Origin of the sequence: Desulfuromonas sp. TF (assembly GCF_000472285.1) — a bacterium.
Taxonomy (GTDB): Bacteria; Desulfobacterota; Desulfuromonadia; order Desulfuromonadales; family ATBO01; genus ATBO01.
In genome coordinates this window covers 337,383-355,467 of the sequence record NZ_KI421412.1, presented here as the reverse complement: position 1 = coordinate 355,467, position 18,085 = coordinate 337,383, and the positions used below count along the sequence as shown (strand labels likewise).

The 18,085-nt window shown below is 55.8% G+C and carries 14 protein-coding genes; all 14 read left to right on the top strand.

Annotated features, from left to right (window positions below; all coding sequences use genetic code 11):
• Nucleotides 1-278 precede the first annotated feature (278 nt).
• The gene (locus DTF_RS0101615; protein WP_162148580.1) at nt 279-1,628 is read left to right on the top strand and encodes a HAMP domain-containing protein; all 1,350 of its coding nucleotides are present in this window, start codon (nt 279-281) and stop codon (nt 1,626-1,628) included.
• A gap of 165 nt (nt 1,629-1,793) precedes the next feature.
• Nucleotides 1,794-2,543 carry a response regulator transcription factor gene (locus DTF_RS0101610; protein ID WP_027713905.1) on the top strand — a complete coding sequence of 250 codons (750 nt, stop codon included), beginning with the start codon at nt 1,794-1,796 and terminating at the stop codon, nt 2,541-2,543.
• Nucleotides 2,544-2,625: 82 nt separating this feature from the next.
• Nucleotides 2,626-2,925 carry a hypothetical protein gene (locus tag DTF_RS0101605; protein WP_027713904.1) on the top strand — a complete coding sequence of 100 codons (300 nt, stop codon included), beginning with the start codon at nt 2,626-2,628 and terminating at the stop codon, nt 2,923-2,925.
• A 110-nt stretch (nt 2,926-3,035) separates the two neighbouring features.
• Complete coding sequence (locus tag DTF_RS21355) at nt 3,036-3,842, top strand: cytochrome c (RefSeq protein ID WP_051360689.1); 807 nt, start codon at nt 3,036-3,038, stop codon at nt 3,840-3,842.
• 506 nt (nt 3,843-4,348) lie between these two features.
• Nucleotides 4,349-4,501: a cytochrome c3 family protein gene (locus DTF_RS26800; RefSeq protein ID WP_162148579.1), complete on the top strand. Its 153-nt coding sequence runs from the start codon at nt 4,349-4,351 to the stop codon at nt 4,499-4,501.
• Nucleotides 4,502-5,294: 793 nt separating this feature from the next.
• The gene (locus DTF_RS0101590; RefSeq protein ID WP_162148578.1) at nt 5,295-6,536 is read left to right on the top strand and encodes a cytochrome c3 family protein; all 1,242 of its coding nucleotides are present in this window, start codon (nt 5,295-5,297) and stop codon (nt 6,534-6,536) included.
• Between the two features lie 390 nt (nt 6,537-6,926).
• On the top strand, nt 6,927-9,155 hold the full coding sequence (locus DTF_RS0101585; RefSeq protein ID WP_155890653.1) for a hypothetical protein: 2,229 nt from the start codon (nt 6,927-6,929) through the stop codon (nt 9,153-9,155).
• A gap of 244 nt (nt 9,156-9,399) precedes the next feature.
• Nucleotides 9,400-9,954, top strand: coding sequence for a hypothetical protein (locus DTF_RS0101580; RefSeq protein WP_027713900.1), 555 nt, complete (start codon nt 9,400-9,402; stop codon nt 9,952-9,954).
• A gap of 280 nt (nt 9,955-10,234) precedes the next feature.
• Nucleotides 10,235-11,707 (top strand): hypothetical protein, encoded by a 1,473-nt coding sequence (locus DTF_RS0101575; protein ID WP_155890651.1) that lies wholly within the window; start codon nt 10,235-10,237, stop codon nt 11,705-11,707.
• Nucleotides 11,708-11,741: 34 nt separating this feature from the next.
• Nucleotides 11,742-12,368 (top strand): hypothetical protein, encoded by a 627-nt coding sequence (locus DTF_RS26365; protein ID WP_155890649.1) that lies wholly within the window; start codon nt 11,742-11,744, stop codon nt 12,366-12,368.
• A complete protein-coding gene (locus tag DTF_RS0101560; protein WP_027713897.1) occupies nt 12,350-13,972 on the top strand; it encodes a peptidyl-prolyl cis-trans isomerase in 1,623 nt (540 codons plus the stop codon). The genes DTF_RS26365 and DTF_RS0101560 overlap by 19 nt, the downstream gene beginning before the upstream one ends.
• Before the next feature lie 56 nt (nt 13,973-14,028).
• On the top strand, nt 14,029-15,921 hold the full coding sequence (locus DTF_RS0101555) for a cytochrome c3 family protein (RefSeq protein WP_162148577.1): 1,893 nt from the start codon (nt 14,029-14,031) through the stop codon (nt 15,919-15,921).
• Complete coding sequence (locus tag DTF_RS0101550; protein ID WP_027713895.1) at nt 15,921-17,111, top strand: cytochrome c3 family protein; 1,191 nt, start codon at nt 15,921-15,923, stop codon at nt 17,109-17,111. Before DTF_RS0101555 ends, DTF_RS0101550 begins: the two co-directional genes overlap by 1 nt.
• 83 nt (nt 17,112-17,194) lie before the next feature.
• Nucleotides 17,195-18,085 (top strand): hypothetical protein, encoded by an 891-nt coding sequence (locus DTF_RS0101545; protein WP_155890647.1) that lies wholly within the window; start codon nt 17,195-17,197, stop codon nt 18,083-18,085.

The window sequence follows — 18,085 nt, the reverse complement described above, 5'->3', positions numbered from 1 at the left end:
TGGCGCGTAGTAGCCTGGACTGGCGCTGTTCCGGTAGTTGTGGTGACGACTGGATGACTTGGGGGTGAAAGTCCCCTGCGGACCCCGAATGGCGGGAACCGCTAGCCGAACGGCAAGGGTGTCCACCGCGAGGTGGAATCCGAAGGAAGCCGAAGGCAAACTCCCGGCCCGACGTACAGAAAAGAGCACATTCTCTAATTGTGCAAGAGCACAGTGCATTTATCCTGCGGGTGTGATACGTTTAGCCGATGCGCCTTACCCTTAAACATCAGATCCTTATGGCTCCCGCTGCGGTCCTGCTCATGTTGGCTCTTCTGTTGGGCTTCATGCAGTACACCTATTGGGACCTCACGGTGAAACGACAGAAAGCCAGAAAACTTGGAGACATGATCGTCGCCATCGTCGAGGCGGACATGGCCGTCCAGCGATTGAATAACCTGACCGAGGTGTTGAAGGGGCATGGTCTGATAGCCGTCGACCGCCTGGAAGAGGTGGTTAAGCTTTATCTCCTCCTGAATGCATCTCTTGAGCGAATTCTCTCTCATATGGAAGTGCCGGAGGACACCAGGGCGATCATAGGGGAAGCTCTGGTCGGGCTCGATCCCGAACACGGCATCGAAGTTGAACGATATGAGTCAGCCATCTCCAAGCTGCGATCTCAGCTGAACGTTCTTGCGGAAATTGCAAAGAAAAATCGAGAACGGCTGGGAAGTGTACACGCGCAGGACATGGACGAGCTGGTGGCCCGGACGACATTCATCTCCATCCTCGTTCTCGGCGCCGCCATTCTTCTGGGAAGCTTCCTTTCCCTTACCTTCGCCCGCCGACTTCTCCGGCGCATCCAGGTACTTTCCGACAGTGCCGCCCGGATCGCCGGCGGAAACCTCTCTCCCCCCGATCCTCCGCAAAAGGTTGTGGATGAACTGGATGATCTCACCCTCTCCATCAACCGCATGACGGAGAGACTTATCAGGGTGGTCGGGGCCGAAAAACTCCTGGAAGGAGCCGAGGAGGAGCGCCGGCGAATCGCCATGGATATTCACGACCAGACCCTCTCCGACCTCTCTGCTATTTTGCGGGGTATTCAGGAATTGAAAACCGAAGATATATGTCGAACCAATGCCGCCGTTCTTGAGGAAGATCTGCAGAAGGCGATGACCAATCTCCGGGAGGTCATGGACAACCTGCATCCCCAGACCCTGGACATCCTCGGTCTGGGAGCGGCCCTGGAATCCCATCTGGAACGCCACCTTGCCAAGGAAAACCTCCCTGAGTATCACTTTTACGTTTCGCCCGAATCCGAGAATGCAGAGCTTGCCAGGCTCGTTCGCCTGACTATCTACCGGATCGCTGTGGAAGCTGTTCACAATGTCATCAAACACGCCAACGCAACCCGTTACGAAGTCAATCTGGATATCAGAAGAGGTGAACTGGTGCTTTCGGTGGAGGATAACGGAATCGGATTCAATCCCCTTACGGCCTCCGCGAGAGGCGGACGAGGTCTCCACAACATGCGGGAGCGGGCCCATGCCATTGGAGCCCGCGCCACCTGGTGTCGCTCGCGATTTTCGACGGGAACACGTTTCGAACTGGCGCTGCCGCTCAACGGAGTCGGCAAAGAGGTATGATGGCGCGGCAAAAACTCACCAACTGCTGCGTTGCTGCAATTGCTCTCGCTGCTTCAACGTACGTAAGTACGCCTCATTGCTCGACAATCGCGCGCCTTGCATTTGGCGCTTTTTGCTTAGCCATCTGCTATTTTGCTTTCTCGCGAAAGCATAAGGTATGAACGTATGGAAAAAATAGAAATACTTATTGCCGAAGACAATCCCAAGGATTTCGAATTTCTCGAGAGGCTCATCTCTCAATGGGATGAAGAATGCCAGATTGAGCGGGCCCATAACGGGCAGCTTGCGCTTGAAATGGCGATGGAGAGGGAAACGCCGCTGGTGATCAGCGACATCCAGATGCCGGAGCTCAACGGCGTCGAGTTCGCCAGGGCACTCTGGGAGCGCAAGCCCGACGCCAGGATTATCTTCTGGAGTCAGTACAAGGACGAGATGTATGTCCGATCCCTCGCCCGAATTGTGCCGGCGGAAACGGTCTACGGCTATATCCTCAAGTCGAGCCCCGGCGACCGCATCGCCTCGGCGATTCGAACCGTTCTGCTCGAAGAGCAATGCTGGATTGATCCCGAGGTGCGCAAGGTCCAAGGGCGGGCGCGGGCCAGCCAGACGGCTCTCTCCGACATCGAATTCGAAGCGCTCGTGGACATCTCTTTGGGGCTGACCGACAACTTGATCGCCCAGCGACGTTACCTGTCGCGCCGGGGGGTACAGAGCCGGTTGAATTCCCTCTACTGTAAACTGGGTCTCGATCAGGAGCAGTTTCACAGTGAAAAATTCGGTGACGCCTTCAATCTGCGCAACCGGGCGGTAGCCGTGGCCCTTCGGCGGGGCCTGATCAACGCTTTCGAACTGGAGCCGGAAGAGACGGAGTTTCAGGCCTGGTTGAAACGATTCAGGAATATCCGGAGCCAATGATATGATCACTGCTGCCTTTCGACGAGAGCCCGCGTTTATTTCTCTTGGATGAACGGTTATCCTGATAACCATTGAAAGGCTGTTGTGGCAGGCTGCCTGGAGCGCCAAAGATCTGTGCGGCCGCAGGTCCAATGCAACCTTCTTCAGAACCTCCAAAAAAGAATTTGCCCCACGGCTCACCCCCTCCAGAGCTGTGGGGTTTTTCTATCATCGCGGCACCCTGATCCTGCACGGCAACAACCGCACCAACGAGATCGGCATCTGCGTGATCTGCCATAACCCCAACGCCACCGACATCGAAGTGCGACCGACGGCGGACAGCGACGCAACGGGACGGTCGACGACGTCTCGGCCGTCGGGGGAACATCATTATGTAAATTAAAACACTTTACTCGCTCCTTCATTTGGTGTTTAAATGTCGTTTATTTATAACCGCCGGTTGCCGTATGCATGCCGGTTCCCTAACTGTAATAAGGATCAGGAGGAGAGTTAATGAAAAAGCAACTGTTTTTGACGACTGTATTTTTGCTTTTTGCCGGTTCCATGTCGACGGTTTGGAGCGGGCAAGCGACCCTCGCCATCGACGACTGCGTAAAGTGCCACGAAAGCCAGCCTAGCGAAATTGCCGCCAAGGGAATGGCGCACAAAACGGAAGTCGACTGCCAGTCCTGCCATGAAAGCCATCGCCCGAAGATTCAGAACAATATCCCCCAATGCAGCAATTGCCATGCAGGTGCTCCGCACTTCGAGATCGCAAACTGTCAGGGCTGCCATAATCCTCATGCCCCCCTCGATATCAGCTTTGAAGGGGAGCTGAAAGAGGTCTGTCTGACCTGCCATCAGCAGCAGGGCCAGGAACTGACCGCCAATCCCAGCAAACACGAACAGGTGGCATGCAACTTCTGCCATGCCGAAAAGCATGGGGTGATCCCCGAGTGCGTCCAGTGTCATGAGCCGCATTCGCAGAACATGACCCAGGCTGACTGCAATACCTGCCACCAGGCCCACAAACCCCTGGAGCTGGCCTTTGGGCCTGAAACGTCATCCATCCAGTGTGCTGCCTGTCACGACACTGCATTCAACCTGCTGACGGCCAGTGAGACCAAACACCGCAATGTTGCCTGCGTCGACTGCCACGCAGGCAAGCACAAGACGGTGCCCCAGTGCTCCGACTGCCACGGTATGCCTCACGCCGCTGCCATGCACCAGAAATTCCCCAAGTGCGGTGAATGCCACAGCATCGCTCACGATCTCAACAGATGGAAAGGGCAGCAGAAGGAGCAGGGAGGCAAAAAGTGAGTCGCCGCTTCCGAACCATGCCCATACAGGATCACTTCACAGGGCATGTTATGCGGATCCAGGTGACAGCCGAGACATAGCTGTAAATCGCTGCAGCATCTGCCTTGACAGATGAAAACCCCCGCCCGGATGCTCGGACGGGGGTTTTTCGTGGTGCGGGGCATGTCTCAGGCCGGATCCTGCCTTTGTGCCTGATTGAGAGCGAAGAGTATTTTTCTCTCCGGTTGCAAGTTCGAGTTGAGATGTTAAATTCGGGATAGCTCTGAAGACGGAGGAACCCGATGCGTCTCCTGCCCGTATTCTGTCTCATCGCTTTGTTGCTCATGTCCCTCGCCACGGCTGGTGGAAACGCGGGGGTAGACCCGATCTCATCAGCCTGTCTGGCCTGCCACAACGGCTCTGAAGCCATAGGTGTCCGATATTGTCTCATCGGGCAAAATAGCGAAAGGTGCGGTGGCCATTTAATCAGCGCCTCTTATGCCGAACTGGCAGACGGAAACAAAGGCTTGGTTCCTGAGAGCAGCCTCCCCCCCGAGATCGTACTCCACGAGGGGAAAATCACCTGCGTCACCTGCCATGGCAACAATCCTCATCTTGGACAATTCTACGCCATGGAAAACCGCGACAGCGCCCTATGCCGGGGTTGCCATCTGAAATGATGAGCGCCGCCCGCCCTTTCTGCTCCAGAACCCCGAACGGCACCCGTCGCGTCCTCGCGGTCCTCCAAAAAACTTTCTCTCAAACAGCAGCAGAGCCGCTGCTTCGGTAAGCCCTTTCTCCCTGCGGTTTGCTCCCTCTGCAGTGCCTTATAGATCTGAATCAGGCGCTTCATCTTTTCACGCGCGGCCTCCTACCGATTTTTGTGCCTCTTTTCCGGCTCTATGCTCCCTGGTCCGTGATGTTCTTGCGGCGCTGATTCAAAAAAAACCACGAAGAATATCCACTGTATTCAGCGGCCGAACAGTCCCGACACCGAGCCGCGCCTCTGCTGCGGAAACACGGGGATTATTGACCGTTTTCCGGCACTGTGCATTTGCGCAGAAAGCATCTGGCGATATCGCCGGTGGCCGGTTGGTGAATTAACCGAGTCGTATTCGGCAGACATCGCTGAACAGTCATGCGCTGGTGCCGGCAAAGGGAATGCTCTCCCACACAAAGCCCGTATTTGCTGGCTTTTCCATTAATTTGAACTTATTTTTTTATTTTGGTCCGCTCGTTGCAAGCTATCTGTGAAAATTCAAATTCTGTATGTTTTTACCTTGTATGTTTTAACCCCAATGGAATGTTGATTCGTTGGGTTTGGTCGAGGCGGCCTTAAGGGCCTGCATGGTGCAGGTTCAGAGGCCATGGGTTCTACTTTATTTCCAGGCAAGAAAAAGGAGGAAGAAAATGAAGAAGGGTTTTGTATTTGGAGCAATCATGCTCTTGTCCTTTGCGATGGCGACATCTGCAATGGCGTTGGAAGGTGACTGTTCCGCATGCCATACCATGCACAACAGTTATGAAGGTCAGGCTGTGGCGAAGAAGAGCGATTATGCCGGCGGTGTCTACACCGGCACGAGCTCCACGGTCACTCCTCTGGCGAACCTGCTGAAGTACGACTGCATCGGCTGCCACGCCACCAACCCCGCCGGCACCATGAAGAAGATCGTCGACTACGGCGGAAACGAAGTTCCCCAGGTCATGCACGCCGACCCCACCGGCGACCTGGCCGGCGGTAACTTCCGGTACATCAACACCGGCGGCGCCGGCAACCACAGCGGCCACAACGTCAAGGAACTGTTCGCCGGCGACCCCAACTATGCTCAGGGCAACGCTCCCGGCCAGTACCGTGGCGACAGCACCCACTCTGTCGTCTACACCGACGTCACCAACTTCGACACCTTCTCCTGCGCCGGCGCCGGCGGCTGCCACGGCACCCGCTCCCAGCTCCTCTCCGGCTCAACCAATGACAACGGCACCGCTGGCGACACCACTGACGACACCTTCGAGAACGCCGTCAAGCGTACCGGCATGGCCGCCATCGCCGGTTCTCACCACAAGATCACCGACGGCGTCAAAGACGCCACCAACGTCGCCGTTCCGACCCAGCACGATGCTGATTATGTCGCCGCGGGCTATCGCCTGATCCCGGGCCTCAAAGGTTTCGGCAACGACGTCGACGGCGACCGTTGGGAAAACGTTGACGAAAACAGCCACAACGAGTACTACGGCAAGCCCGGCGCCAAAGTCGGCCAGAGCTGCGGCGACTGCCATGTTGAAGGCAACGACGGCGCCAACGGCGGCCTCGGCTCCCGCATGACCTGGGACTCCATCCTGGTGGTTCCGAATAACTCGCAGAGCGGTTTCTGTACGACCTGCCACGGCCTCTTCCACACCGTTGGTGACGGATCCGACGGCAACGGCACCTCCGGCGCCTTCCTGCGCCATCCTTCGGACTACGTCCTGCCCACCGGCGGCGAGTTTGAAGACATGACCACCTACAACGTCAACACCAAGGTTGCCCGCCAGGACATCACCGGTGGCCAGTCCGCTTCCGTCACCGCCGGCAGCGACATGGTTATGTGTCTGTCCTGCCACGGCTCCCATGCAACCCCGTACCGCCACATGCTGACCTTCGACTACGATGCTCAGGTCGCCGGCAATGGCGATCCGGGCGATGGCTGCCTCGCCTGCCACACCTCGAAGCAGTAATTTCGCCTGATTATTTAAGTCAGGTGATGGTTTAGGCTTTATAATGTAATTGTCAAAAATATCCAGGTGCGCTCCGGCGCACCTGGATATATTTTTTTTTGGCTTGTATCATTCTTGATTGATCTGATAGCATTACGTGCTTTTTACCATCTAAATTCACCCCTCGTTGATCTGCCTCATGGATTTCGCCCTTAAATTGTGCGCTCTATCAGTCGTAATGGCAGATTGATTGCATATGAACTGTCATACAAAAGGGCGGATGAGCACGGAATGTCATTTTACCGAGCGGTAACTCTGTAGCCCAGGAAGTACCCCCCCCCATTTTTTTGAGTCGTTGCGCTGCTCTTGCAAGGAACGGCGCGATTGAAGTGGCAGGACAGGATTGTTGATATGGTTGGCAACCGGATTCCCCAGGGGCATCGCGCCCGTGCCGTCAACTTTCTGAAGGTGTTGGTTCCTCACTTGAGAAATGTGAGATTCCCTCCTTGTCTGCCGATTCTTTCCCTGCTCCTTTTCATTCTGGCGGCCGGCGCCCTGTCGCCCGCATTCGCTATCGATTTCAATGCTTATTGGCTGTATCGACAGTTCGGGGGGTCAGCCGCGGAGACCCAGGATGAATTCCTGCAGCGATACAGCCTGGGGGTAGAACCAACCCTGAACTACAGGTTGACCGACGCGATCAGCTTCGCTGGAGGCGTGACGTATTCCCAGAATACCGTGGATCGAACACAGAGCACTGTGGAACGGCAGATGAAACCGCTGACCACCGAAGTGCTGACTCCTTCAGGAAGGGTGGTCCTGAGAAACGACATATTCACCGCCCGCCTCTCCGGCCAGAAAATGTTCCGTGAGAACAATCGGGGCTTTGAAAGTTCGACCCAGGTCTGGGGAGCCGGACTGAGCAACAACTGGCGTATTCCATACTGGCCCATCATTCGGCTCAATTACGAAGAGCGGACGGACTCGGTCATGGATGAGGTTACCTCCATCGAAGAAAACTCCGACCTGGCCCTCGAATTCGATCTGAACCTGGCCAAGCTTTATTACCGATTTTCCAACAATCAGACGGAAGAACCGCTCAGCAACGTCATGGTCGACAGCATTACGCACTTTGGACGCGTTGAAACAGATGCCCGACTCTGGAAAGATCGAATCTATTTAAAGTTTTCCCAGCAATACAGCACGACTGAAACCGAAACGACGTCCGGCCAGTCCTCCTTCGATCAGCAGTTGGAAGGGCTGACCACATCGTCCGCCGTCTCTGACCCCGTTATCGATCCGGACCCTGCGGAGATCGAACCGACAGTAAATGCCGTCCTCAGCGACAGGCCCAACGATTTTCCCGAATTCGACGATCCCGAGTTTGTCGTCGACGGCCAGTTGCGCGCGCATCTCGGGATCGATTTCGACCTTCCCGAGATCATGGACTCCGTGCATCTTTATCTCGGTTCTTCGACCCAGTTGTCCCCTGCCGAGATTTCGGCCCTGGAATGGTCCCTCTATGTCAGAAACCCCTTCGATGAATGGGAACTTGTCAACACCCAGGTCCCCTTCGTGTTTGACTCCGACGCAAGAAGGATCGAGTTGGCGGTAGGAGACCTGCTCGGGGGCAGCCCCGAAAGCGAAATCATGCTTGTGGCCTTCAACCAGACCGTCGTTCCACTGTCGTTTGTCGAGATCAAGGTGTTCCAGCGACTCACGGGGACGGTCAACAACAGGACCACGGAAAGCTACCTCACGAACGTCGGCACGACCGTGAACCTCTCCAGGACCTTGAAATTCAATGGCAACTTCTCCCTGGACCGGGTTGACCGGGAGCTCTCGACGACGACCACGACAAACGAGCGGCAGTTTGTGAGCGGTTCGCTCCAGTGGCGCCCCCACCGCCGTTTCTCGCCGACCCTGAACTTCAATCAGGTGACTTATCTCCAGACCGGAGAACCTGATTCGGTCAGCCGAACCTACGCCCTGGGCGTGGGGACCAGGCTGTTGAGAACGGTGAGGACCTCCTTAGGCGTCACCCGCCGGGAAAGATACACCGGCGGAGAACTGATGGGGGAAAGCAACAAATACACCTTGAACAACAATTTGCAGCTTTATCCCGACCTGGGCGCCAACTGGACGACCTCCTACGAAACCCTGGATGAATTGGGAATCGAGGGGGATTCGCAGGTGACCGACATATTAACGAGCAACTTGAAACTTAACGCCCGTCTCAGGCGGAGCCTGGACGGCTTTGCGATCTTCAGGTATCGCGACGTGCAGTCCACCGTCGAAAGCAGGACCCTTCAGGAAACCGGAACGACTCTCGGCCTGCGTTATCAGCCCTCCGACTTTGTCAACATGAGCGGCACCTATTTCAATGATGCCAGGCGGGGTCAGGAAAGCAGGGACAGGGTCGCCTTGAACCTGAGTCTTCTTCTCGTCTCTTCCGACACCATCAACCTGAGAATGAACCTGGACCATCTGATTGTCGAGGACAGAACGGTCGACAACGTGTCGATGCTGGGGGTCTGGTCCATAAGCAAAAACCTGAGGTTCAGCACGCGAGGCACTTACGTCTATTCCGAGGGGAACAACTCCTATAACTTTCAGACCGTTTTGCAGCTGACCCTGTAAGACGAAAAAAAACTGAGCCCCTGCTCTATTCGATGGAGGTTCCAGGTATGGCACCCTCCTGTGAGCCAATGACAAAAACCAACGATACCTGAGCAAGGTCAGCTTTAAATGGTCCTCACAGTCGGCCAAATGGCTTATCCAGCTGGTCAAAAGGAGGAATAGAGGTTGCTAATCAGCTTGGACTTGCAAAAAAGGTCTATTTTACGTTATCTTAGCCTTTTAATTTTATGAATGAGGTTAAATTATGAGCAGATTTTTAGTCAGGACGATTCTTTCCTCAATGCTTATTTGTCTGGTGGGTTGCAGTTCCGGCGAGATGATAAAGTCGTATACACGGGAAAATACCAGCCTGGGCTATGTCAAGACGGTTGCCGTGCTCCCTTTCGAAGGTGGAAACACGCAGCGTATTCGCGAATTCGCCATGACCCAGATGCTGACCAGCGGTGTGTTCGATGTGGTTGACAAGGGGCGGGTGGACATCGCTCTTCAGCGGGAAGTGATTTCTCCCGGGGCGCCCATCGATACGGGGACGTTAAAAAGACTTGGCCGGGTTCTCAAGGTCGAGGCTTTTATCTTCGGTTCGGTTGAACAGAAGATTCAAAGCCGGGGCAACGCCAGGTACCCTGAAGTTGTCATGACCCTGCGCCTTATCGACAGCGAAACAGGAACCCTGCTCTGGCAGGCAACCGGCCGGGGCAGTGGGTACTCTCTGTCGGATCGACTGTTCGGCCTGGCGCCAAAAGACGAGTTCCTGGTCACCATGGATCTGCTGCGCGAGCTTATCGATACGATTGAGTAAAATCAATGGATAACCTCAATTCCTGCCAGCCATCAACACTGTGTTGTTGCACATATCTCTACTGTGGAACGACTACGCATTTTTTTCGCATGATGACCTTTAGCCGTTTGCCGAATCGTTGTAGTCTATAACGTGTTGAAATGCCCGGACCTGCAGTGATGCTGAACGCTTTTCACGAGGGGTTTTGTGTCACCTGGCCTGCCAAAGGTCATGTGAATTGATTCGGGAGAACGTTGAGTGCGAGCGTATGAAAATGTTGTTGCGAACGTTCACATTGATAATGCTCGTTCTGACGTTCTCCTCTGTCTGTCTGGCAGCAGGCGCTCCCGCCCCGCCAAGAATGGCAATCGCCGTCTTTCCTCTTCAGGACCTGAGTGACGGGCGGAACGGCGTCAACCTTCACATGACCGAACTTCTGGCGGAAAGCCTGGAGGGAGCCGGTCAGACGGTGGTCAGTCCCGATGAGGTCATCGAGTTCATGGCTGCAAGCCGGATACGAACGGTCGGCCATCTGGAAAGCTATTACATCTCCAGAACCCGGACGGAACTGGACGCGGGCTTCGTTCTGCTCGGCACCGTCACTCATCGCGGAGACGCCCCTGAATCGTCCGTCGGCCTGGTCCTGAGCCTGGTCCGTACCAGCGACATTCGTACCGTATGGACCTATGCAGGCAGCATGGGCATCAGCGATGAGCTCAAGCCCCTTGCCATCACCCAACCGAAGTCCCTTGCCGACCTGGAGCCGAGACTGATATATGAGGCCGTGGCGAACTGGCCGCGGGAATTCGCCGGCGAGGTCCAGCGAACGAAGATCGTTGGAATCGACACGTCGTTGCTTGAACCGAGAAATGTCCGACCGGGCGATGAAGTGCGCTGCCAGGTGCGTTTGCGCGAAACCGACGGTCCCCCCCCGGAGGTTTATTTCAAGGCCGGAGACGATCTTCATCCGGCAACGGCCAACACTCGCGGCAATACATTCAGCGCAACCTGGCTGGCGGGGGAGAAAAGCGGCCGCTACACCGTGACCTTGATTCTCGATTGGCCTCTCTTAGACAGAAGAGAGGAAACGATTCTCAGCTTCTATGTCGTCGACAGTAAGCCGCCGGAGTTCGATATCCAGTTGGTAGGGGCCATGCCCATCAATGGCGTTTACGGTTTCAAGGGGAGCCTCGTGCTCATTCCGAGATTCACGCAGCGTGAGCCCCTGTCCCGCTGGCGTTTCGCACTGTATTCGGATGGAGATACCCTGATCGGTGAAATGAGCGAAACCGGCGAGATGCCCCCGAGTTTCGAGTGGTCGGCACGCGACCAGCTGGGCCTTCTTAAGGACGGAAGATACAAAACCGTGGTCGAGATCTGGGACCTGGCCGGGAATATGGCAACGGCTTCGCGGCAGGTGGAAATTTTCAGAAAACCTCCCAAGGCCGATTTGACCCTTTCGAGAGCCAAAGAAAAAATAGTCGTCGACTTGAAGCATTCCGGAAGAGTGCCGATCGAATCCTGGAGGCTGGAGATTTTGACTGTTGACGGGACGATCCTCCTGCAGGAGGAAGGGGTGAAGCTTCCGGCCAAAAAGGAGATCACTCTCCCCGCCGGGACTGACGTCAATAAACTTCAAGGCTATGTCGCGATAAGGGATGCCTTGGGGAACACGTCCCAAGAGAAGATCGAGGAGTTGGTTTCCTTTTTGCAAGCACAGCGCCAGGAGAAAAAACCGGCGGGAACATCCCATGGCTGGGTCGACCAGTTTTAACTAGTTAATGTTTTTCGGTTTGAGGAAGTATCGGGTGAAAAGCTGCTATCGTGCCTTTTTCTTGCTGCTGGGGCTGCTTTGCTGTGGTTGCGGACCCCGACTGACGAGCTTGCCGCTTCTGCCCGAGACCGGCCGGGTGCCGATTCACAGGGAGTTTTCACCCCTTCCATCGAGTCCGGTTTGCCGGGTAGCGGTTTTGCCGTTTGTGAATGACTCCGGCTTTCCGCAGGGTGGGACGATCTTTGCCGATACTTTCGCGGCGCAGCTCCATGCTTCGGGAGACTATCTGCTCCTCCAGCAGGGAGATATACTGAAAATCTTCCAGCAATTGAAGCTCCTGCCCGGCGTGCCCCCATCCATTGAAGAAATGCAGATTGTAGCCGATCGTGTCGATGCCGAGATCCTGATTACAGGAGTCATTCTTGAAATGGTGGAAAACTCCCGCGGGGACGTTAAGGTCGTCGTTGAAGTTGAGGTCAGGAACGGTTTAACCGCTGAAACCCTGTGGACGACATTTCATCGGCGTCTGGGAACCGACTACACCTTGACCATGCACCTTGGGACGATTTACTCGGTGACCGGGCTTAGCCGGCAGATGTCAAAAGAAATCATTAACCTCTGGCTTAAAAAGGGATTTACGCAATGCAACGCTACGTCATAAGCTCCCTCCTTCTGCTCTGTTTCGTATTCCTCTCCGTTGTCCCTGTTTCGGCAGGCCGGGGTGACAAGGAAACTCTTTTGTCCATCAACGGCAACAGCTACAGCGTCGGTGATTTCAAGACGTGGTGGAATTACTGGAAGGAAGACGACATCTCCTTCCCGCAGACCCCGGCCCCCTATATCGATTGGCTGCTGCTCAGCAAGGAGGCGGAACTCATGGATCTCACCGGGGCAGCCGATTTCAAGCACAAAACCCGGGTGTTTCTGCAAGCGCGATCACTGCTCAAGCTGCAGTTCGAGGAGGTGACCCGCAAAGCCAAGCCTTCCGAGGCCGATATCAAGAAGCGGTACGAGGAGCGTTACCTGCCACGCTGGCTGGTGCAGCGCCTCAAATTCCAGGATAAAGAAGCCGCCGAGGCTGCCCGGCTGGAGTTTGCGAAGGGTGCGGAAGCCATCGAAAAACTCCTTGAACTGAACCCGGAACAGGGGGGACCGCTGTCCAAAGAGGACTTCTGGGTGCGCTCCAATACGGTCGATCGGAACTGGCTTGAAAAGTTTGAGAAGATGAGCCTCGGCGAGATGATCGACCTCACCGGCATGGGGATGGGAACCGTCATCGACTACCTGAAAGAGAAAAAAGGCGGTGACGAAGAAGACTTTGCCAAGTGGCGTACCGAGATCGAGAAAGATCTCCAGAAAGAGCGGGAAGTCGCTCTGACCTCAAAGTTGCTTTCCAGGCTACGTGACAAGTACGATGTCGAAATCAATGAAGCGCGACTTGCCGCCATCGACCTGAAAGCCGATCCGGAGAGCTTTAGCGACGACCTGGTCATCACCACCAGCGTGCAGAATGTCACCGAGAAGCAATTCATGTCGATCATGCGCCGGGTACTTGACACCCGCCCGAAGATGACTCACCAGACCATGGACAAGGAAGAGGCTGACAAGCTCAAGCTCGAGACGGCAAACAACATCATCGCGCAGAGTGTGACCAACTGGGAATCCCTGGACCGGCACTATGAGGAAAAAGAACCCTTCAAGTCGGAATACGAATTCAACTTCCGTCATCGTTTAAGCGTGGCACTCGAGGAGCGTCTCTTTGTACCCGAAGCCAAGGTTTCGGATGAAGAGGTGCGGCGCTATTATGAGGAGAATCAGGAACGATACATGCAGCCGCCCAACGCTATCGCGTTTATCTTTGATGAAACCCAGGCGCCGGTGGACCAGATCTGGGCCGAAGCCGTATCGGGCAAGGACTTTCGCGATATCGTGGAAGAGCATCTTGGGGAGGGCGTATCCCCTTCCCTGGTACCCCTCAACCACCTCGATCCGGAAGTCAGGGGGGAAATCGAAAAGCTGAGCGAGGGTGAGACAAGCTCCGTCTTCAGCTATAACGGGCGTCGGACGATCGCGCACCTGATCAAGAGGAATCCTTCAAAACGCATTCCTCTACAGAGTATCGGACCGACCATCCGCAAAAGGCTGGTCGAAGAGAAAATCCAGCAGCTGCGCAGCGACTACCTCGAAAAACTCAAGTCGGTTTCGAAGATCGTCGTTAACGACAAGCAGTGGAAGTCAATTCAGAAGGAGCTTGGAGGAGCATGATGAATCCTGTGTTAATTCGATCTCTTTTTAAATGGGCGCTCATTTGCCTGGGGGTCTTGTCTTTCGCGGCTGCATGCGGACCGGCCACCGAGCGCGGCAAGCCGCGCAAGCGGATGACTTGCGCCGAATGTCACCCCGAGTTGGTGAAAAAATACGAAACCGGCGTCGTTCACGAACCGGTCAAGGATAAGAGCTGCGAGAGCTGCCATCTTCACCACGGGCTTGTCCCTTCGGTGGTAATGCGCCAGCCGGTGCCGACCGTCTGCCTCTCCTGCCACCCCTCATTCCGGGATGCGGACAAGAAGAAGTCGGTGCACTCCCCGGCCCGCAAGGGTGAATGCCTCTCTTGTCACCAGGCGCACAACTCGGATTCCGCCGGACTTCTTAAGAGCGCACCCGAAAAATTGTGCTTCGATTGCCATGCGAAGGATAATTTTGCCAAGACTCATCTCCATGGCGCGCTGGAAGACGGCTGCGGGACGTGCCATACCCCGCACATGGCGGACCAGCCGAAGTTGCTGACCATGGCAAGCGATGAATTATGTGCTTCCTGCCATGACACGGACGATTCCGGATTCGCTGCGGCCCACCAGGACTACCCGGTCAAATCGCGCTGCATAGACTGCCACGCCCAGCATAGTTCGAACGACCCCAAAATGCTCAAGGAGGTCGTACATCCGCCGGTGCGAAGCGGCGACTGCAACGACTGTCACCAGGTCGAGGGTGACGCCGTCAAACTGCAGTCCTCGGAAGGGAGCATCTGCCTGAACTGTCATGACGACGTTCCCGAAGCCGCGCAGCACGCGCCGGTCAGCGCAGGGGAATGCCGGGAATGCCATGCCCCTCATGCCAGCGAACATGAAGGGATGCTGGCCGAAGCGCCGACCAGGGTCTGTCTGAAATGCCACGATTTTGGAGAAAAGCTGAAGAACCCTCGCAGCGAGCACAAGCCGGTCAAAAACGGGGAGTGCATGGCGTGCCATGGCGGTCATGCCGGGGCCGGCGGGGCGCTTCTCAAGCAGGCTGCGGAGGAGCTCTGTTTCTCGTGTCATGACCGGAAAGCCTATGCGGACACGCTGAACTCGCACGCTCCGGCCAAGGAAGGGCTCTGTCTTGACTGCCACGACCCGCATCGCTCCGGTGAGTCCAGTTTGCTGGTAAAAAAACAGTCGGACCTCTGCTTCTCCTGTCATAAAATGACCGTGCTTGAAAGGGGGAAATTCAGTCTGCACCAGCCGTTCTCGCAGGGGAACTGCTCCGATTGCCATGCCCCGCACGGCGGCGATACGCCGGGACTTCTCAAGGGTTCGCTGAACCAGGGAGAGCTCTGTCTTGGATGCCACGAGAATCTGGCCGCAAAGACGAAGGCGGAAACCGCCCATTACCCCTTCGCCGAGCGCGACTGTGAGGCCTGTCATGCACCGCACAGCAGCGATCAGGCTTCACTGATCAAGGACGAACCCGGTCAGGTCTGTCTCAATTGCCATGGGGATGTCGAGGAGGTGCGTCAGTTCAAGGTCCAGCATGAACCGGTGGCAAAGAAGCAATGTGTCGTCTGCCACAGCGGCCATGGCACAGCCAATCCAAGTTTTCTGATCAAAAGTCAACCGGCGCTCTGCCTCGACTGCCACAGCGAGATCGCCAAGGATTGGAAGGTCGGCGCGCGGCATGCGCCCGCCGCCGAGGATTGCACAACCTGTCATTCCGCTCACGGATCGAACAATAAAGGGATGACCAGGGTGGCGAGCGGTCAGCTCTGCGTTGAATGCCACGATATTGACGATGCCGGATTCAACTCGGCCCACCAGGGGATCAAACCGGGCCTGCAATCGTGTGTGACTTGCCACGATCCCCATGGCGCACCGGAAAAGAACCTTCTCTATCCGGTGAAGCACGAACCATTTTCTCCCGATAACTGTATCGTCTGTCATGAAGGGAGTGCACAATAATGCTTCTGAATCTTTCTTTCCGAACTATGATGGTTTCCATCGCCGCATTGGTCGTGCTCCTGGCTGCCCCGGGAGGCAGCGAAGCGGCCGTGAACTGTTTCGATTGCCATGATCGCGGCAACTTCCAGAAGCGGGTGCCGCATGAACCGGCCTCTTCCGGGGATTGTCTCTCCTGCCATAACGCCCATGTCGCGCGGTTCGAGGGCTTGCTCCAGACGAAGGTCAAGGACCTGTGTTTCAGCTGTCACGGCGAACTGGAAGAAAAATTCAGTCAAGGCAGGGTCCATCTGCCGGTAAGGCAGGGAGAATGTCTGGGCTGCCACAACCCCCATTCGTCGAATCAGGACGGCCTTCTCAAGAAGAGCAGATCGGAAATCTGCTTCGACTGCCATACTGAGTTGCCGAAGAAGTTTAAAAATACGCATTCCCCCTATGCCAAGGGGCAGTGCGACTCCTGCCATCTGCCGCACCAGTCGGCGAACGACAACCTCTTGATCAAGGATCCGGAGTCACTATGCGGGGTCTGTCATACGCCAAAGGCCGTGCAGCAGGCCCATCCGGGCTTTCCGGAAAAACCGAACAACTGCGTCTCCTGCCACAACCCCCACGGCAGCGATCGCCCGGGGATGATCAAGAACGTTCTGCATCCGCCCTATGAAGAAGGGTGCAATGACTGTCATACCGGAAAAGGGACTCCCGTCCTGATCGACGCCTGCCTCGAATGTCATCCGGATGTCAGCGAGCAGATGGCTTCATCTCATAATCACCTGGTTCGTTATGGGGAGAATGGCTGTACCGCATGTCATTCACCGCATGCAGGCGATGATGAACGCCTGCTCAAGGCGGGGAAGGAACGTCATATCTGCGGAGCGTGCCATGAGGCGACATTCGAGCGACGGGAATCGTCGCAATACAAGCATCCGGCGACGGACGCCTGCAATGACTGCCATGCCCCTCACGGCTCGAATTATCCGTCGATGATGAAAAATTACCCCGTCGACGTTTGCCGGGACTGCCATGCGCAGCACGTTGCCTTTACGCATCCGGTCGGCCTTTATACCTTCGATCCGCGAACCGGGCAGCAGGTAACCTGCGCAGCCTGCCACGCCACCAAGGGAACGGAATTCCCGTTCCATACCCGTGGCGACAGCAACAAGGAGTTATGTCTCCCATGCCATCCGGAGCACTGATAAAAGATTGTTCCGGTGACTGCGCCCCAGGGGCACAAGGGCAAATGACAAACTCAAAACCTATATCATCCGGGGATTACGGCATGAAACATACAAACGTGTTATTGTACCTGACGAGAGGATTTCTGATCGCGGCGGTGATTCTCCTTCCGACTTCGGTCATGGCCGGGTCTCCCTGGCAGTGGCAGACGAGCTTGCGTATCATGGAGGAAGAAAACTACATGTATATGCCCGCCTCTGTTGAATTCGACACTAAAAATGAACGCTATTACGTGGTCGATACGGGGCGCAACCGCCTGGTTTCTTTTGACAGAAAGGGAAAAGTCCTCAGCGCCTTCACGGCCGACTTCCAGTTGAAGTCGCCTTTCGACATGGCGCGGCTGGACAACGGCACGCTCTGGGTGGTGGAAAAGGGGCGGAACAGCCTTACCTTCATCGATGTTCCCAACAGGAAGAGAATCCCCCGGGTCGTGAAAGACGGCGGCAGACTGGTGTTCCCTGACCGGATTGCGGCCAGCGAAGGGAAGCTCTACGTCCTGGACAGATCCAGCGGGCAAGTCCTTCGTCTCAATGACAAGCTCGCGGTTGAGCAGCGCTATGGCTGTTCGGACTGTACGTTTGGCCTGGTCGATTTCGTCATCGTCAATGGCTCGGTCTGGGCGCTCGAACCACGCGACAGGAAGGTCTTCCGTTTTAACGACGACGGCTCCGTCGCGGAGGAGATCCCTCTTGGCGGCAAGCTCGAATTCCCCGTATCCCTGGCGGTTGAGCCATCAGGCATCATGTATATTCTCGATCGCCACCAGAACAAGGTGCTGGTCTACGATAAGTACGGCAATTTCAGCTACAGCTTTCTCGGGCCCGGCCAGGCCAACGATGAACTCTATTTTCCCCGTCAGATTCGGATAGATCCGTGGGGTCAGCTTTGCATTGTCGATGAAGGCAACGGTCGGGTGGCAATCTACCGACAATAG